Origin of the sequence: Escherichia sp. MOD1-EC7011, assembly GCF_002965005.1 — a bacterium.
Taxonomy (GTDB): Bacteria; Pseudomonadota; Gammaproteobacteria; order Enterobacterales; family Enterobacteriaceae; genus Escherichia; species Escherichia ruysiae.
This window is the reverse complement of the sequence record NZ_PTRD01000001.1, coordinates 1-17,839: the sequence shown is the minus strand read 5'-3', so window position 1 is coordinate 17,839 and position 17,839 is coordinate 1. Positions and strand designations below refer to the sequence as shown.

Sequence of the window (17,839 nt, the reverse complement as noted above, 5' to 3'; positions counted from 1 at the left end):
ATGACGCAAACTCTGTTAGCGATTGAAAATTTGTCGGTGGGTTTTCGCCATCAGCAAACTGTCCGTACCGTAGTGAATGATGTTTCACTACAGATTGAGGCTGGCGAAACGCTGGCGCTGGTGGGCGAGTCAGGTTCTGGCAAGAGCGTTACTGCACTGTCGATTTTACGTCTGCTCCCTTCCCCGCCGGTAGAATATCTTGCTGGAGATATTCGTTTTCATGGCGAATCGCTACTTCATGCCAGCGAGCAAACGTTGCGCGGCGTACGCGGTAATAAGGTAGCCATGATCTTCCAGGAGCCAATGGTGTCGTTAAATCCATTGCATACTCTGGAAAAACAGCTTTATGAAGTGCTTTCACTCCATCGCGGTATGCGACGAGAAGCGGCACGTGGCGAGATATTAAATTGCCTTGATCGCGTCGGTATCCGTCAGGCAGCAAAACGACTGGCAGATTACCCGCATCAGCTCTCAGGCGGCGAACGCCAGCGGGTGATGATTGCAATGGCGCTATTAACGCGCCCGGAATTATTAATTGCCGATGAACCGACTACCGCACTGGACGTCTCTGTCCAGGTGCAGATTTTACAGTTGTTGCGCGAACTGCAACATGAACTGAATATGGGGATGCTGTTTATTACTCATAACCTCAGCATCGTCAGAAAACTGGCTCACCGCGTGGCAGTGATGCAAAACGGTCACTGCGTGGAGCAAAATAACGCCACTGCGCTATTTGCCTCTCCTGTTCATCCTTACACGCAAAAGCTACTCAACAGCGAGCCGTCAGGCGACCCGGTGCCGTTGCCAGAACCAGCCTCAACGCTGCTTGATGTTGAACAGCTTCAGGTTGCCTTCCCCATTCGCAAAGGGATTTTGAAACGCGTTGTCGATCATAACGTGGTAGTGAAAGACATCAGTTTTACGCTACGAGCAGGTGAAACGCTGGGTTTAGTGGGCGAGTCCGGTTCCGGGAAAAGCACGACAGGACTGGCGCTGCTGCGACTGATTAACTCTCAGGGCAGCATCGTCTTTGACGGTCAGCCATTGCAAAATTTAAATCGCCGCCAGCTATTGCCGATTCGCCATCGCATTCAGGTGGTATTTCAGGATCCAAACTCCTCGCTCAACCCACGACTCAACGTTTTGCAGATTATTGAGGAAGGGTTGCGGGTTCACCAGCCGACGCTTTCTGCCGCACAACGCGAAGAACAAGTGAAAGCCGTGATGCATGAAGTGGGGTTAGATCCTGAAACACGCCACCGCTATCCGGCAGAGTTTTCCGGGGGGCAACGACAACGCATAGCGATTGCCAGAGCGTTGATTCTTAAGCCTTCACTGATCATTCTTGATGAGCCAACATCGTCGCTCGACAAAACGGTACAGGCGCAAATATTGACGCTATTGAAATCATTGCAACAAAAGCATCAACTGGCCTATTTGTTTATCAGCCACGATTTACACGTCGTCCGCGCGCTATGTCATCAGGTTATCGTACTGCGACAGGGGGAAGTGGTGGAACAAGGGCCGTGCGCACGCGTATTTTCCGCACCACAGCAGGAGTATACGCGTCAGCTACTGGCGTTAAGCTGACGCTTAAAAAGGATTGTAATTTGAGAAGGACTCGGCAATTGCCACACCAAAATTTTTCAATCGGCATGTCGCCGCAAACTCATCATGGCGATTTACAAACAGGCACGGCTCACCTTCACACTCCAGTACCGAGCATGGAACTTCAATGTCGCTTAACGCCTGGCTTAGTTTGTACATCACCGACCATGCATTATCACCATCCGGGCTAAGCAATTTAAGCGCCACCAGGCTGTTGTCACCGCACGGTCCATTTTGCGGAATCGGTTCAACCTTCGAACCTGCGAAACCAGCAGACCAGCGATAGTTCTGCGGCAGTCGATGGACGATTGAGAGTTGTAATGAAGTCACTTATTTTCCCCGGAAGCACATTTACTTCACAATTTGTTTACATCAATTTTAACACATCAACAACAACCCGTCTTTAAACAGATCGTAAAGATTGATGCCTCGCCTGCGTGGCCTCTATGGCTCTGATTTAAATAATATCTGCGGGCGTGGTCACGTTTGCGGGGCTATATGTACCCGTTTCTGCGATCTAACTCAACCTTTTTAACTACAATGATGTGACTTTTTACATAAATTGATTTTACATAAAATAAACATATATCGGGGGAATGATGGATTTGTGGTTGACATGCATCAACAAAGGAAGCCTTTTAGCTTCCCCGTTGTGCAATAGATCACCGTTTTTTCGGCCGACTGGCGTACAGACAGAAGAGAATGGAGCAGGTCGCACAGAACGCAATCGACCAGATCATCGGCCATGCGGAGTTAAAGGTCGCAAGGGAGAGCAATGCACCGACAATGGCGCCAATACCAAAGCGGAAGGTTCCTGCCAGCGATGATGCCGTTCCCGCCATATGGGGAAACTCATCCAGAATGACCGCCATCGCATTGGATGACACCATCGACACGCAGCCCACAAACGCCGCCACACCAACCACCAGCGACCAGAACCCCAACCCCAGCAGCGCACTGATGACCATCCACGCCGCCATAATAAATTGTATCCACAGCCCCGACCGGAACATATTCAGCGCGCCAATGCGGCGAACAAAGCGACTGTTAAAGATGGTCATCACGAACAAGAAAACAATATTCAGCGCAAAGTAATAACCAAAGTTTTCCGGCGCGACGTGGTTAATTTCAATGTAGACAAACGGTCCGGCGCTTAAGAATGAGAACATCCCGGCAAAGCTGAAACCGCTGGCCAGCATATAACTCAGGACGCGCTTATGGCGGAACAGTGCGGCGAAGTTGCCAATGGTGGTACGGATGTGAAACGGCTGACGACGCTCCGGCGGTAACGTTTCTTTGATCAGGAAGAAGATCATCGCCGAAGCCAGAATCGCCGCCACGGCGAGGATCCAGAAAATGTAATGCCAGCTCAGCCACACCAGCACCCAGCCGCCAACAATCGGCGCCATCAGAGGCGCGATGGTCGTTACCAGCATGACAAACGACATCATCCGCGAGAACTCTTCTTTCGGGTAGATGTCGCGCATCAGGGCATTGATGACCACGCTGGCCGCCGCCGCTGCCAGCCCGTGAAAGAAACGCATCACAATCAGCTGATCGATAGTTTGCGCCAGTGCACACGCCACCGCCGCCGCAGCAAATACCAGCGTACCGCCAAGAACCACCGGCTTACGCCCGAAGCTATCTGCCATCGGCCCGTAGATTAACTGCCCCAACGCAAAACCCAGAATATAGGTACTCAGGGTCATCTGCGTACTGCCCGCTGGCACACCAAACTGCGCAGAAATCACTGGCAGCGCGGGCAGATACATATCAATCGACAGCGGCATCAACATGGCCAGCAGGCCAAGGATAAAAACAATAGCAAACGACGAATGCTGTCGGGTGGTCACAACGGGCTCCTGAAAGTTATTAAAGTGTTAGACGACGCTGGCAACTTCTTCTTCAGTTAATGGACGATATTCACCGGGTGCTAAATCAGCATCCAGCGTAATGCCGCCAATACGTTCACGATGCAGCTCAACCACGTGGTTACCCACGGCGGCGAACATGCGTTTCACCTGATGATAACGCCCTTCGCTGATGGTCAGACGTACCTGCGTCGGCGTAATCACTTCCAGCACAGCAGGCTTAGTGAGATCTTTTTCGTTATGCAGCTGCACGCCTTTAGCAAATTGCTCTGCCGTATCGTCAGCTACGGGGGATTCCAGCGTCACCAGATAGGTCTTCTCGCAATGATGGCGCGGAGAAGTAATGCGGTGCGACCACTGACCATCATCTGTCATCAGCACCAGGCCGGTAGTGTCGATATCCAGCCGCCCTGCGGCGTGTAGTTTCCACGCCACAGGTTCATCCAGAAAATAGAGCACCGTTGGGTGATCCGGATCGTCAGTAGAACAAACATAGCCCTGAGGCTTATTGAGCATGAAGTAACGTGGTCCGTGTTGCTGTGCCAGCGGGTTTCCATCGTAAGCCACACTGTGTTCAGGGAGCAGTTTAAACGCTGCATTGCGGACGATTTCGCCATCGACGGTGACACGAGTAGCACGGATTTCACGCCCGGCAATAGCACGGCTAACGCCGAGTTGCTGTGCGATAAATTTATCAAGTCGCATGTGTGTGATTTTGCCTGTAAAAAACGGAGGTCGGGTAATGACCCGAAAATCTGAACTGTTGTTCGCCCAGTATAGCGGTCTAATAACTTCCCTCAAGAGAAAAAGATCCGTGGCATACTATTAGCAGAATAATCTACCTACGCGAGACCATGATTTTTACACTCCGTCCATATCAGCAAGAAGCCGTGGATGCCACGCTCAACCATTTTCGTCGTCATAAAACTCCTGCCGTTATCGTGCTGCCTACTGGTGCAGGTAAAAGCCTGGTGATAGCGGAACTGGCACGGCTGGCGCGTGGTCGCGTGCTGGTGCTGGCGCACGTCAAAGAGCTGGTGGCGCAAAACCATGCAAAATATCAGGCTCTGGGGCTGGAAGCCGATATTTTTGCCGCCGGGCTGAAGCGTAAAGAGAGCCACGGTAAAGTGGTGTTTGGCAGCGTGCAGTCGGTCGCACGCAATCTCGATGCCTTTCAGGGTGAATTTTCGCTGTTGATTGTCGATGAATGCCACCGCATTGGCGACGATGAAGAGAGCCAGTATCAGCAAATCCTTACTCACCTGACAAAAGTGAATCCCCACTTACGCCTGTTGGGGCTGACCGCCACGCCTTTTCGGCTGGGCAAAGGCTGGATCTACCAGTTCCATTATCACGGCATGGTACGTGGCGACGAGAAAGCCCTTTTCCGTGACTGCATTTATGAGCTGCCGCTGCGTTATATGATTAAACACGGCTATCTGACGCCACCAGAACGGCTTGATATGCCGGTAGTGCAATACGATTTCAGCCGCTTGCAGGCACAGAGTAATGGGCTGTTCAGCGAAGCCGATCTCAACCGCGAGCTGAAAAAACAACAACGTATTACGCCGCACATCATCAGCCAGATTATGGAGTTCGCCGCAACGCGCAAAGGGGTGATGATTTTCGCCGCGACGGTTGAACACGCAAAAGAGATTGTGGGATTGCTGCCCGCCGAAGATGCAGCACTCATTACCGGTGACACACCCGGCGCTGAACGTGATGTATTAATTGAAGATTTTAAAGCCCAGCGTTTTCGCTATCTGGTCAACGTTGCGGTACTGACCACCGGATTTGACGCCCCGCACGTCGATCTTATCGCCATCCTGCGTCCTACTGAATCAGTGAGTCTTTACCAACAAATTGTCGGACGCGGTCTGCGTCTGGCGCCCGGCAAGACTGATTGCTTAATTCTTGATTATGCGGGTAATCCTCACGATCTCTACGCGCCAGAAGTTGGCACCCCAAAAGGCAAAAGTGACAACGTTCCGGTACAGGTTTTCTGCCCTGCCTGCGGTTTTGCCAACACCTTCTGGGGCAAAACGACCGCCGACGGTACATTGATTGAACACTTTGGTCGTCGCTGTCAGGGGTGGTTTGAAGATGACGACGGTCATCGCGAACAGTGTGACTTCCGTTTCCGTTTTAAAAATTGCCCGCAATGTAACGCGGAAAACGATATTGCCGCCCGACGATGCCGCGAATGTGACACGGTACTGGTTGATCCAGACGACATGTTAAAAGCGGCGCTACGACTCAAAGACGCGCTGGTATTACGCTGTAGCGGCATGTCTTTGCAGCATGGTCACGACGAGAAAGGCGAATGGCTGAAAATCACCTATTACGATGAAGACGGCGCGGATGTGAGTGAGCGTTTCCGTCTGCAAACGCCCGCCCAGCGTACCGCCTTCGAACAACTTTTTATCCGCCCGCATACGCGCACACCGGGCATCCCTCTGCGCTGGATAACCGCCGCCGATATCCTCGCCCAGCAAGCGTTACTGCGCCATCCGGATTTTGTTGTTGCGCGAATGAAAGGTCAGTACTGGCAAGTGCGTGAAAAAGTGTTCGATTACGAAGGTCGTTTTCGTCGGGCGCATGAATTACGCGGTTAATGGTAGTTTTGATTGATGTATAAGGCGATTGAGTATAGAATCTCGCCCGCTTTTGCATACGCAAAGCAGATCACTTACCTGTTGCTGGGTCGCCTGTAGCAGGATTAATTTAAGAGAGAAAGAAATGTTTACTATTAACGCAGAAGTACGTAAAGAGCAGGGTAAGGGTGCGAGCCGCCGCCTGCGTGCCGCTAACAAGTTCCCGGCAATCATCTACGGTGGCAAAGAAGCGCCGCTGGCTATCGAGCTGGATCACGACAAAGTCATGAACATGCAAGTTAAAGCTGAATTCTACAGCGAAGTTCTGACCATCGTTGTTGACGGTAAAGAAATCAAAGTTAAAGCTCAGGATGTACAGCGTCACCCGTACAAACCGAAGCTGCAGCACATCGACTTCGTTCGCGCTTAATTGCTGAATAAGTTGTAAAAAACCCCGCTCCGGCGGGGTTTTTTGTATCCGCAGATTATGCCTGATGCGACGCAGTGCGTCTTATCAGGCATACAGGTATTACCGTTATTTGCAGGCCAGAGAAGGCGTCACGCCGCATCTGGCATTCATTACGTAAAACCGATTAATTACCGCCAGACGTCCGGCGCTGAAGCTGATCGCGCAAGTTCGGCGGCGTGCCTTTAATGGTCAGGGTATCGGTCGCCGGGTCCCAGAAAATCCGTTCGCCTAACAGCATTGCATCAAAGTTGATGGTTAAGCCACCACCGCTACCGGCAAACTTAGTCAACTGACGCAGCGTGCTACGATCTGCCGGGAAGCTCTCTTCCAGTTCATAGCCTTTTTCAGCCGCAAATTCCGTGAAGCTCACTTCGCTGACGCCCGCCAGTTCTTTCGACAGCGACTCCAGCTCGATCTCTTCGCCCGCCTGCAATTGCTCATTACAGTAGCTATAAACCTGCTGGCGAACGTTCTGCCGTTCTGCTTTATCCAGTTGCGCTTCGGCGGTAAAGTCATCGACCGCCTGTAACAGTCCACGGTTTTGCGCTTTCGCATTCAATCCTTCGCTGGCACCGAGGAAGTCCATAAAGAAATCAGCCACTTTGCGCCCTACTCGCCCTTTCAGGAAAGTGAGATAACGGGTCGATTCTGGATTGGTTTCCCACTCGGTCAAATCGATACGCGCAACGATATCAGCATGATTAATATCGAGATAATGGGTCGGGTTGATGTCGAGGTTTTCGTTAACGCGCATACTGCTTAAATTGTTCAGTACGCAAATCAGCAAATACTCAACCGCCAGATAGCGATAGTGACAAAACAGCACGAAGCCGCCGTCAGCAAAAGGATATTTCGCCAGTTCGTCACGCAGGCGACCAGTTGCTGCCCGACTAAATGCCAGAAAGTCTTCTTCGCCCTGACGCTGTAAGCGCAGCGTCTGCGCCAGTTCACTCTCCTCGCTAAACAAACCGTAGGCTTTATTCTTGGCGCTATAGACACGATGCAGCTCCGCCACCATCTCAACGACGGTTTCCGTCGGTTCCAGCAATGAATCGCGCAGCACCAGCTCAAGGTTCTGCTCATCACGCTTGATAAGCTGGTGCAGAGCAATCTGGTTGATATCCAGACTCATGATAAACTCTCCTTTTAGACCGGGCGGTATTCAACCACCGCTGGTTAAGCGACGCAATAAAAGATGGCGGTCATTTTACAGAAGGTGGCGTAACGCGAATGATTTAAAGTATAAAAAAGCAGAAAAAAAACCGTTGCTACGGTAATATGTTGCCCTTTCATCAACTAACTGATTTCGATTTATGCCACAAATTTCCCGCTACAGTGATGAACAGGTTGAACAATTGCTCGCAGAGCTGCTCAACGTACTGGAAAAACATAAGGCTCCGACCGACCTTTCCCTGATGGTGTTAGGCAATATGGTCACCAACCTTATCAACACCAGCATTGCCCCGGCTCAGCGCCAGGCGATTGCCAACTCTTTTGCCCGCGCCTTACAGTCCTCTATCAACGAAGACAAAGCGCACTAAGGGAAACAGATAACAGGTTATGGTAACTCATCGTCAGCGCTACCGTGAAAAAGTCTCCCAGATGGTCAGTTGGGGGCACTGGTTTGCACTGTTCAATATTCTGCTTTCGCTCGTCATTGGCAGCCGTTACCTGTTTATCGCCGACTGGCCGACAACGCTTGCGGGTCGTATTTATTCCTACGTAAGCATTATCGGTCATTTCAGCTTCCTGGTGTTCGCCACCTATTTGCTGATCCTCTTCCCGCTGACCTTTATCGTCGGCTCCCAGAGGCTGATGAGGTTTTTGTCCGTCATTCTGGCAACAGCGGGAATGACGCTATTACTGATCGATAGCGAAGTCTTTACCCGTTTCCATCTCCATCTTAATCCCATCGTCTGGCAGTTGGTTATCAACCCGGACGAAAATGAGATGGCGCGCGACTGGCAGCTGATGTTCATCAGTGTGCCGGTTATTTTATTGCTTGAACTGGTGTTTGCGACGTGGAGCTGGCAAAAGCTACGCAGCCTGACGCGTCGTCGGCGCTTCGCGCGCCCGCTGGCCGCATTCTTATTTATCGCCTTTATCGCCTCGCATGTGGTGTATATCTGGGCCGATGCCAACTTCTATCGCCCGATCACCATGCAGCGCGCTAACCTGCCGCTTTCGTACCCGATGACGGCGCGACGTTTTCTTGAGAAGCATGGTCTGCTTGATGCGCAGGAGTATCAACGCCGTCTTATTGAGCAAGGTAATCCAGACGCCGTTTCCGTTCAGTATCCGTTAAGCGAACTGCGCTATCGCGATATGGGCACCGGGCAGAATGTGCTGTTGATTACTGTCGATGGCCTGAACTACTCACGCTTCGAGAAGCAGATGCCTGCGCTGGCAGGCTTTGCGGAACAAAATATTTCGTTCACGCGCCATATGAGTTCCGGCAACACGACCGACAACGGCATCTTTGGCCTGTTCTATGGCATATCGCCAAGTTATATGGACGGCATTCTGTCGACCCGTACACCTGCGGCATTAATTACCGCGCTTAACCAGCAAGGCTATCAACTGGGGTTATTCTCATCCGATGGCTTTACCAGCCCGTTGTATCGTCAGGCATTGTTGTCAGACTTCTCAATGCCGAGCGTTCGCACGCAATCCGATGAGCAGACTGCTACACAGTGGATCAACTGGCTGAGCCGCTACGCGCAAGAAGATAATCGCTGGTTCTCATGGGTATCTTTCAATGGCACCAACATTGACGACAGCAACCAGCAAGCATTTGCACGGAAATATAGCCGCGCGGCAGGTAATGTCGATGACCAGATTAACCGCGTGCTTGATGCGCTGAAAGCGTCCGGCAAGCTGGACAATACGGTGGTGATTATTACTGCCGGTCGGGGCATTCCGCTGGTCGAAGAGGAAGAAACCTTTGACTGGTCCCACGGTCATCTTCAGGTGCCGTTAGTGATTCACTGGCCAGGCACTCCGGCACAGCGAATTAATACCCTGACCGACCATACCGATCTGATGACCACGCTGATGCAACGTCTGCTACACGTCAGCACACCAGCGAGCGAATATTCGCAAGGTCAGGATTTGTTCAACCCTGAGCGCCGTCATTACTGGGTGACTGCGGCGGATAACGATACGCTGGCAATTACCACCCCGAAAATGACGCTGGTACTGAACAATAACGGTAAATACCGCACTTACAACTTACGTGGCGAAAGAGTGAAAGACGAAAAACCACAGTTAAGTTTGTTATTGCAAGTGCTGACAGACGAGAAGCGTTTCATCGCTAACTGATTAATTATAAATCAGTTAGCAAAATATCTTACTTGCAATCGGTGTGGAAAACGGTAGTATAAGCAGCCACGAGTCGGCACGTAGCGCAGCCTGGTAGCGCACCGTCATGGGGTGTCGGGGGTCGGAGGTTCAAATCCTCTCGTGCCGACCAAATCGACCATAGTTAATCATCGTTTTTATGGAAAAAGCCCGCTAATTCATTGAATAGCGGGCTTTTTTATTGTTTTTAGTCATCGTTATTCCACGGTAACAGTGGTTTTCAGCCGTTTTTTTTAGTTATATGTTTAGTTATACGGTCTGGCGGGTAGCTAAACCCGTATAACTAAAACCTGTTTTTTCCCGTGGATTCAAAAACGTATGGCAAGAAAGGCGACCCCACTCACCACCACACAGATCAAAGCAGCTAAACCAGCGGAAAAAGAATACACCTTACAGGATGGCGGCGGGCTTTTTCTCGTCATTAAGCCGTCTGGTTCGAAACTATGGCGATTCAACTACTATCGACCGTCGGACAAAAAACGAACAATCATTAGTTTGGGATCGCTCGATGAAGTCTCCCTGGCTGATGCCAGAAAACGCCGTAGCGAGTACAGGACGTTAATTGCGTCAGGGATTGACCCACAGCATCACGAGCGGCAAAAACGCGAAGCAGAGGCCAGAAGACAGGGCAACACGTTCGAAAATGTGGCCGCATCGTGGTACGAAATGAAAAAAAACCAGAATCTCGCCCACAATACGATCAAGGACATCTGGCGCTCGCTAGAGAAATATGTATTCCCGTATATCGGAAACACACCGATAGATACTCTCACCGCTCGCCGCTTTGTTGAGATACTCACGCCCATCAAGGCACGTGGCAACCTAGAAACACTGAAACGCGTTTTACAGCGCATCAATGAAGTGATGGATTTTGCTGCCAACAGTGGACTGATTGACATCAACACCGCCGCGAACGTCCGCAAGGCATTCCCTTCCCCCACCAAAAAGCACATGCCAACTATTCGACCAGAGCAGTTGCCGCAACTTATGAACGATTTAACGATTGCCAGCATAGAACGACAAACCAAGTTGTTGATTGAGTGGCAGTTGTTAACCGCAACCCGCCCAGCCGAAGCCTCCGCCGCACGGTGGGAAGAAATCAACCTTGAGGCGGCAACCTGGACGATACCAGCCGGACGCATGAAGATGCGCCGTGATCATGTGATCCCTCTTTGCGCTCAGGCGATGGCAGTGCTTGAAGCCATGAAGCCGATTAGCGCACGAAGGGAGCATGTTTTCCCAAGTCTTAAAAATCCAGTGCAACCAATGAGCAGCCAGACAGCAAACGCAGCATTACGGCGAATGGGTTACGCTGGTGTGCTGGTATCTCACGGACTACGCGCAATATTCAGCACGGCGGCGAATGAAGAAGGATTTGAGCCTGACGTGATCGAAGCCGCACTAGCCCACGTGGACACAAACGAAGTTAGACGGGCATACAACCGAAGCAACTACCTGGAAAAACGTAAAGTGTTAATGTGCTGGTGGGGTGATTTTGTGGAAGCAGCCGCAACCGGAACAACCATCGCCAGCGGGCACAGAGGATTACGCGGAATAAAATAAAATATTTAAAAATTTATTAGCTCCTAATTGGTGTCAGTTAGGAGCTAATTTGTATCTCATTACTATCCCATTTCTGTCTCACTTCTGCCTCATTTCTATCTCATTTCTATCTCATTACTGTCTCATATTGAGATATATTTAAATTCTTTTTATGTTAGAAAATTAAAAAATAATCAATCACACAACTCTTATTAAATAATTCTTGACTTGCTTTTTTATAGATTTGTATTCTTTTTATATGCTTTCATATGGTTACCGTCACTTTCATTCAAAAAGTGATATTTTGCTGTCTTTAGGAGAAATAAGATGAGAGCTATTCTTTTACGACCAGAGGTAAAGGCCTTGCTACGCATCAAGTCTGACTCGACCCTAACGGAGATGATTAACAAGGGCGGGTTCCCCAAAGGGTTCCGTATCGGGCTGCGTCGCATTGGCTGGTATGAAGATGAGGTGCTCGCCTGGTTGAAAGAACGTGAGAGGGAAACTCGTGAAGCGTAAGTGTGATTAACGCTCGCCTGATTACTATCAAGCAACAAGACAATTAAGAGAGAACATTATGAATACTGGCAAAAATGCCCAAACAGGGGCAGGTTTTCGTTCAACCATAAAAAATATGGCTGATGTTATTACTCAGTACAAACCTTACGAACGAATTAATTGAACTAATCGCACTTCCGTTTTAAATGGAAACGAACAATCGCATAGATTAAACGACAAAATAAATATGCTTTTTACAAACAAAATAAAAGCGACCGCAGAGGGTCGCCAGAGAACATGTATTAAACTTGAACGCATCGCCAACAATGCCACATTTACGGCTGGTGGGCAATGTGATTTGTGTGGTGGGCACACCTTCAACACATCCGACCACATGAGCCGGAAAACGGGATATACTTGCCGAATCCCTTATAAAACGGGGATCGGGATTGCTACCCCGCTGAAGCAAAAGGCGACACATGACGCGCCAGCGTCTTTTTTGTTGTCTGTACACACGCACACCTTATCAATGGTGGGCTGTATGGGGCTGACTTCGGTCAGGCTGGTTTCCTTTTGCGCCAGTTGTAGCAACTCCGTACAGTCCACCGCCAGCGAGTTTGCTACCTCCGGCGGTGGTTATATTCCAACGCAAAAGGAGGCTGCCAAATGGCTACTATCCCTGCCCTCGCACATACTCAGAACGCCTTTATCTGGCGCTTTATCATCGTTAATCCGAGTGATTCCCGCGTCGTTCACGTCGTGGCGTCAACCGAGCAGGAAGCGCGTAACCGTTGCCCGTCCGGTTGTGTTGCCGTATTCGCTGCCCGTATTCGTCAGGGGGTAAGTCATGCTTAAGCGATTCCAGATAACCGCACGCGCTGTAAATCATCAAGGCCACGTTATTGATATTCGGCAAAACGTGAACGCCACCTGCGTTAGTGCAGCTATAGCAATATTGAAAGAAGAGTTAATCGGCTGTGAGTTCACGCAGGTGATGATCCGTGTCGTAGTTGAAGTGTCGACTATTCATTAATTCAGCTTTAACAAAACGTAATTCGACAAATGAAAGCAAAAAATTCTGGCTTTACTGCCAGCGGTAAAACTCGTCCTAAATTCATGCACGGCGATATTTACCGCGATAAATACGGCAGCACGGTAATGATTAAGGGCGTGAGTGAACGACGCATTACCTACCGCCGTGAAGGATACAAATATGACTGCGTGATGCCTGTTTATCATTTCCAGCGTGATTTTACGCTGGTGGATCATCGTGAAACCGTAAATCAGAACCGTGCAGCAAGATACATCCGCAAAATCTGCGAAATGATGGTTACTGGGGGCAAGAAATGAAACGCGCACCGAATTTAAAGCACCAGCCGAAAGACAAAATGACGGAGGTGATTATCTTTGCGGGTAGTGATGCTTGGGCACATGCGAAGCAGTGGCAGGAGATGGACGGGCAACTTGCTGGCGATAACGTGCCTCCTGTCTGGCTTGGAGAGCAACAACTTGCCGAACTGGACAACCTGCAAATCGTCCCGGACGGACGCTATCGCGTGCGTCTCTATCAGGCGGGGTTATTGCGTCCGGAGCTTGTTAATACCATCGGGCAGAAACTGGCAGCGGCAGGTGTCAAGGATGCTGATTATTACCCTGAAGGAATGCACAGCCAGAAACGGGAGAACTGGCGCGAATATCTGGAACGTGAGCGCCAAAACATTGATGACGGGCTGGCTATCCGGCTTCAGACAAAAGAAAACGCCACCGGAAGTCATGGCGATGATGAATTAAAGCCCCGTGTAGAAAGCCGCGCCGATGGTGTTTTCTGGGTAACGCCCAAAGTTGACAAACAGTCAGGCGAAATTATCCGGCCTGAGACGTGGTTATGTTCCCCGCTTGAACTACTGGGAACGGGAACAATCGGTAAAGAGCATTACCGCGTGATGCGCTGGAAAAAACCGGCAAACCATGAATCCATCACAATGGCGATCCCGTGTGGTGGCATTGGCGACCGTGACGGCTGGCGGTTGCTTAAAGATCACGGCCTGAACGTGACAACAAACGGCAAATACAGGGCTATCCTGGCTGACTGGATGCAGTTAAGCGGAAACCATGAGGAATGGCAGTTAAGCACAACAACGGGGTGGCATTTTGGCGCGTACATCATGCCGGACGGTTCAGTCATTGGTGAGTCTGAAAAACCGATCCTGTTTACCGGAAAAACGGCTGCCGTTAGTGGTTATTCCGTAGCAGGAACGACAGAGGGCTGGCGCGATACAGTGGCGCGACTGGCTGGTGGTAATCCGTCCATGATGCTGGGTGTGGCGGTATCGTTATCAGCACCATTAATCGGGCTGGTGGGCGCTGACGGCTTCGGGGTACATCTTTTCGAACAATCATCGGCAGGGAAAACCACCACACAGAACATCGCATCAAGTTTATGGGGAGAGCCGGACGCGCAACGGCTGACTTGGTACGGAACGGCGTTAGGTATCGCCAACGAGGCAGAGGCACACAACGACGGGCTGTTACCCCTGGATGAAATAGGCCAGGCCGGAAACGCGCGGGAGGTGTCCACATCGGCTTATACGCTGTTTAACGGTTCGGGGAAATTACAGGGGGCGAAGGACGGCGGCAACAGGGAGATAAAACACTGGCGAACGGTGGCGATCAGTACCGGAGAAATGGACGTTGAAACATTCCTCAAAAGTGAGGGGATAAAAGTCAAGGCGGGGCAGCTTGTCAGGTTGCTTAACGTGCCGATGGAGAAGTCTACGCAGTTTCACGAATACAGCACAGGAAAGGCGCACGCAGACGCGTTAAAAGCCGCCTGGACAGAAAACCACGGGGCGGCGGGTCGTGAATGGGTTAAATGGCTGGCAGCCCACCAGCAGGAGGCTAAGGACACGGTAAGGGCGTGTCGTGAACGGTGGCGCAACCTGATACCGGAGAGCTACGGCGAACAGGTTCATCGCGTAGGGGAACGATTCGCCATACTGGAGGCCGCGCTTGTGCTGTCCGGTCATGTTACGGGCTGGAATGTTCAGACGTGCCGTGATGCCATTCAGCATAACTTTAATGCCTGGGTGAAGGAGTTCGGCACGGGTAACAAGGAACACAGGCAGATTATTGAACAGGCAGAGGCATTTCTTACTGCCTACGGCATGAGCAGGTTTGCGCCTGTCAATTATGACCCTGCAAGCCTGCCGATTTCAGAACTGTACGGCTACAGGGAAAGCGAGGGGCGTTACGGTGAGCCTGTTTTGTTTTACGTCCTGCCGGAGCCATTTAAATCGCATGTGGCGAAGGGATTTAACAAGGATGCCGTAGCAAGAGCCCTTCACGAAGCCGGAATGCTGAAAAAGCCAGCCAGCGGGGAAGGATGGCAAATCAGAACACCACGTCTTAAGCACATGAAGGGGGCACGACTAAGGGTGTACGGCCTTTTACTTGCACAGGATCATGATGATGAAGGTGGTTAATCTCTCGCGTGTAGGTTTAAAAACTCTTGTCCCACCTGTCCCAACCTGTGAAAAACACACATAACACACTGAATTATACTGGGTTACATCAGAAAAAGTGGGACAAGGGCGGGACAAGTTAAGGTGATTTTGGGACAAGTTAGGAGCATTTTGGGACAAGTCAGCAGGCGTTATTTTTACCTGGCTGGTGGACATTAAAAATCCAACCAACATTTAAAACCAGAGAGCAGACAATATGACGGCACAAATATCAGCTTACGGGCGGCTGGTGGCTGACCCGCAGTTAAAGACCACCAGCAAGGGAACACCAATGGCGCTGGTGAGTATGGCTGTTCCCCTTCCGTGCAGTCAGGCATATGACGGAACAGCAACGATGTGGTTATCCGTCCTGGCGTTTGGCAGACAGGCCGATGCACTGGCAAAACACCAGAAAGGCGAACTGGTGAGCGTGGCGGGTAACATGCAGATAAGCCAGTGGACAGACCAGAACGGGGAAATGCGGCAGGGCTGGCAGGTCATCGCAGACAGCGTAATCAGTGCGCGAACCGTACGACCAGGAGGCAGGAAAGGACAGCAAGGGCAGGCTACTGACGCACTGAACAGGGCAAAGCAGCAGACGGGCCTGCAGGATGCCCCATATGAGGACGAAATACCATTTTAACTGCCAGTGGATTCACTAACAGAGGCTAACAAATAATGACTACACTGACTATTAGCAGAAAACCGAAAGGCATTTACGGCATACCACAGAAAAAGACACAGACGACACAGCAGCAGGATAAAACCACATCAGCGCATAAAGTGATACCCGGCAATCAGAACGCACCGCAGAGCCGCAAACAGAAGCCCACAGGGGCGACACCGTGGCGGCATATGACCAAACGCCAGGGCAAAAACCGCAGGCGCGTTAACCGTCTTATTGAACTATGGCCTGAATTATTCAGCCTGGAATCACCGAAGCCGCTTAAGGTAGGGATATTTGAAGACCTGATACAGGATATTGCCGTCAGGGCGCTGGCTTTTGGGTCAGGGGCATTACGTGCGGCGCTAGCATCTTATGCTCATTCTCCGCGTTATTACCGTGCCTTAATGGCTGGTGGCGTGCGTTACGATCTGAATTGCCAGCCATGCGGTGAGGTGACACAACAGGAACAGCAGGACGCGGAAGCACGACTGATGGCACTGAAAGAGAAGCGCAAACGTAAGTCGAACAAGGAACAAGCTGGCGTATGAGTATGATTCACGACAGTAAAGCGGAAGATCTGGAGGCTAAAGGCCTGTACCGGAGAGCGGCGACCCGATGGGCTGAGGTCATGCAACAGGTGAACACCGATAAGGAGCGCGAACAGGCAGTAAAGCGTCGCGCGGAATGTATCCACAAGGCAGCACGTTCGCCCGTCATGCTGGATAATTTCGGGGGCTTGAGAGAGGCAGCAAACCGCACACAGGCGGATATGGGGATAGAAATCGCAAAATCTGTCTGGCGGAACTACCAGACAGACAAGGTTTTATAGTGGCAGTTCTGCATTATTTTTTGTGTTATTGAGTTGTAGAGCGTTTCAGGAGTTTTTTGAATCACATGAACGTTTCGCTGGTGGATATTCTTGACAAGCTGCAGCCAGGCCGACGCGTGCCAGCTCGCCGCAGTGCCTGGCATCTTCCGTACATCGTCTTTCTCGAACGGCGCGGAAACGATTTGATTGCGTTGAATCCCGTCACAGAGGATAGCGTTACGCTATCTCCTGAGAGTCTACTAGCCACAGACTGGGAGTACTGCTAAACACAAACGCATCGAGGGTGCTGGCGTGTTGCCAGCCCCACCCCCTCCGAAATGATCCCCCAAAAAGTACAAAATGATCCCCCACCAACGAACAGAAAACAAACAAACAAAGAGCAACAAATAAGCATTATTTACAATTCTTGACAAAAACACCCCCTATTTATAACCCTACCAAATTTAAAATTACATCTACAAAACAATAAGTTACAAAATCAGCAACGGATCATTTCGGAAAAAACGGTTAGTCCCTTTTTCGAAAAGGGATCATTTTGTTGCTTAAACTCATATGCGGATTACATATCAATACGCTAGTGATAGCCGTTCTGGAATGCCACAGAAACGCGCTGTAATCGATTCTGGCGCAATTAGCTGTGCTAGGTAATGATTTACCTATCTGGGGATGTTGCGCACGTCTGGATTGCGTTACCACCGAAGATTGTGCGCGTATGGTGGCTGTTACGGTGGCCTCCCGACAACGCAAAATTGCGGCGGCACAGTCGGTTTACCGCGCTAACACGGCTTGATTCACTCGCTCGACTTGTCCCACCTCCCCCCCAACTTGTCCCAAAACAGCCTAGACTTGTCCCACCTTACCTAATTTATTTCTAACAAAATCAATTTGTTAGGTTTCAATG

The 17,839-nt window shown here is 50.6% G+C and carries 19 protein-coding genes, 1 tRNA gene and 1 pseudogene; 17 read left to right on the top strand and 4 right to left on the bottom strand.

The genetic code is table 11. The features are described 5' to 3' along the window. Entirely contained in the window at positions 1-1,590 is a 1,590-nt protein-coding gene (gene yejF / locus A7098_RS00110) for a microcin C ABC transporter ATP-binding protein YejF (RefSeq protein WP_105280128.1), read from the top strand. Between the two features lie 3 nt (positions 1,591-1,593). On the opposite strand, the gene A7098_RS00105 is transcribed toward yejF, so the two are convergent. From A7098_RS00105 to rsuA, 3 genes are all read right to left on the bottom strand, one after another. Continuing rightward, positions 1,594-1,938, bottom strand: coding sequence for a YejG family protein (locus tag A7098_RS00105; protein ID WP_105280127.1), 345 nt, complete (start codon positions 1,936-1,938; stop codon positions 1,594-1,596). Between the two features lie 332 nt (positions 1,939-2,270). Continuing rightward, on the bottom strand, positions 2,271-3,461 hold the full coding sequence (gene bcr, locus A7098_RS00095; protein WP_000213383.1) for a multidrug efflux MFS transporter Bcr: 1,191 nt from the start codon (positions 3,459-3,461) through the stop codon (positions 2,271-2,273). A 27-nt stretch (positions 3,462-3,488) separates the two neighbouring features. After that, on the bottom strand, positions 3,489-4,184 hold the full coding sequence (rsuA, locus tag A7098_RS00090; protein ID WP_105280126.1) for a 16S rRNA pseudouridine(516) synthase RsuA: 696 nt from the start codon (positions 4,182-4,184) through the stop codon (positions 3,489-3,491). Between the two features lie 149 nt (positions 4,185-4,333). On the opposite strand from rsuA, the gene A7098_RS00080 reads away from it, so the two are divergent. Together A7098_RS00080 and rplY are read left to right on the top strand one after the other, a co-directional pair. Next, positions 4,334-6,094: a DEAD/DEAH box helicase gene (locus A7098_RS00080; RefSeq protein WP_000578056.1), complete on the top strand. Its 1,761-nt coding sequence runs from the start codon at positions 4,334-4,336 to the stop codon at positions 6,092-6,094. 124 nt (positions 6,095-6,218) lie between these two features. Then, the gene (rplY, locus tag A7098_RS00075; RefSeq protein ID WP_000494185.1) at positions 6,219-6,503 is read left to right on the top strand and encodes a 50S ribosomal protein L25; all 285 of its coding nucleotides are present in this window, start codon (positions 6,219-6,221) and stop codon (positions 6,501-6,503) included. A 163-nt stretch (positions 6,504-6,666) separates the two neighbouring features. On the opposite strand, the gene yejK is transcribed toward rplY, so the two are convergent. Continuing rightward, the gene (gene yejK / locus A7098_RS00070) at positions 6,667-7,674 is read right to left on the bottom strand and encodes a nucleoid-associated protein YejK (RefSeq protein WP_000050780.1); all 1,008 of its coding nucleotides are present in this window, start codon (positions 7,672-7,674) and stop codon (positions 6,667-6,669) included. Between the two features lie 181 nt (positions 7,675-7,855). Here yejK and A7098_RS00065 point away from each other — a divergent pair, with 181 nt between their 5' ends. The 14 genes and pseudogenes from A7098_RS00065 (at position 7,856) to A7098_RS23900 (ending at position 17,728) form a co-directional block, all read left to right on the top strand. Next, on the top strand, positions 7,856-8,083 hold the full coding sequence (locus tag A7098_RS00065; RefSeq protein ID WP_001135667.1) for a YejL family protein: 228 nt from the start codon (positions 7,856-7,858) through the stop codon (positions 8,081-8,083). A 19-nt stretch (positions 8,084-8,102) separates the two neighbouring features. Then, positions 8,103-9,863: an LPS biosynthesis-modulating metalloenzyme YejM gene (yejM, locus tag A7098_RS00060; RefSeq protein ID WP_000256207.1), complete on the top strand. Its 1,761-nt coding sequence runs from the start codon at positions 8,103-8,105 to the stop codon at positions 9,861-9,863. A gap of 74 nt (positions 9,864-9,937) precedes the next feature. Then, positions 9,938-10,014: transfer RNA gene (locus tag A7098_RS00055), tRNA-Pro, on the top strand. A 206-nt stretch (positions 10,015-10,220) separates the two neighbouring features. Next, entirely contained in the window at positions 10,221-11,465 is a 1,245-nt protein-coding gene (locus A7098_RS00050; RefSeq protein ID WP_048230352.1) for an integrase domain-containing protein, read from the top strand. A 306-nt stretch (positions 11,466-11,771) separates the two neighbouring features. After that, a complete protein-coding gene (locus A7098_RS00045) occupies positions 11,772-11,963 on the top strand; it encodes an AlpA family transcriptional regulator (protein WP_047668755.1) in 192 nt (63 codons plus the stop codon). Positions 11,964-12,189: 226 nt separating this feature from the next. After that, positions 12,190-12,573, top strand: a pseudogene (locus tag A7098_RS24370) (ash family protein); the annotation flags it as partial. A gap of 35 nt (positions 12,574-12,608) precedes the next feature. Continuing rightward, complete coding sequence (locus A7098_RS23905; RefSeq protein WP_004013533.1) at positions 12,609-12,797, top strand: host cell division inhibitor Icd-like protein; 189 nt, start codon at positions 12,609-12,611, stop codon at positions 12,795-12,797. Further along, complete coding sequence (locus tag A7098_RS00030) at positions 12,790-12,975, top strand: hypothetical protein (protein WP_048230353.1); 186 nt, start codon at positions 12,790-12,792, stop codon at positions 12,973-12,975. Before A7098_RS23905 ends, A7098_RS00030 begins: the two co-directional genes overlap by 8 nt. 29 nt (positions 12,976-13,004) lie before the next feature. After that, complete coding sequence (locus A7098_RS00025) at positions 13,005-13,292, top strand: DUF4222 domain-containing protein (protein ID WP_048230354.1); 288 nt, start codon at positions 13,005-13,007, stop codon at positions 13,290-13,292. Further along, positions 13,289-15,424 carry a DUF927 domain-containing protein gene (locus tag A7098_RS00020; RefSeq protein WP_048230355.1) on the top strand — a complete coding sequence of 712 codons (2,136 nt, stop codon included), beginning with the start codon at positions 13,289-13,291 and terminating at the stop codon, positions 15,422-15,424. The genes A7098_RS00025 and A7098_RS00020 overlap by 4 nt, the downstream gene beginning before the upstream one ends. Positions 15,425-15,659: 235 nt before the next feature. Then, positions 15,660-16,085, top strand: coding sequence for a single-stranded DNA-binding protein (locus tag A7098_RS00015; RefSeq protein WP_048230356.1), 426 nt, complete (start codon positions 15,660-15,662; stop codon positions 16,083-16,085). A gap of 35 nt (positions 16,086-16,120) precedes the next feature. Next, on the top strand, positions 16,121-16,657 hold the full coding sequence (locus A7098_RS00010) for a ProQ/FINO family protein (RefSeq protein WP_048230357.1): 537 nt from the start codon (positions 16,121-16,123) through the stop codon (positions 16,655-16,657). A gap of 2 nt (positions 16,658-16,659) precedes the next feature. Next, positions 16,660-16,938, top strand: coding sequence for a PerC family transcriptional regulator (locus A7098_RS00005; protein ID WP_048230420.1), 279 nt, complete (start codon positions 16,660-16,662; stop codon positions 16,936-16,938). 637 nt (positions 16,939-17,575) lie between these two features. Further along, positions 17,576-17,728, top strand: coding sequence for a hypothetical protein (locus tag A7098_RS23900; RefSeq protein WP_001384688.1), 153 nt, complete (start codon positions 17,576-17,578; stop codon positions 17,726-17,728). Positions 17,729-17,839 lie beyond the last annotated feature (111 nt).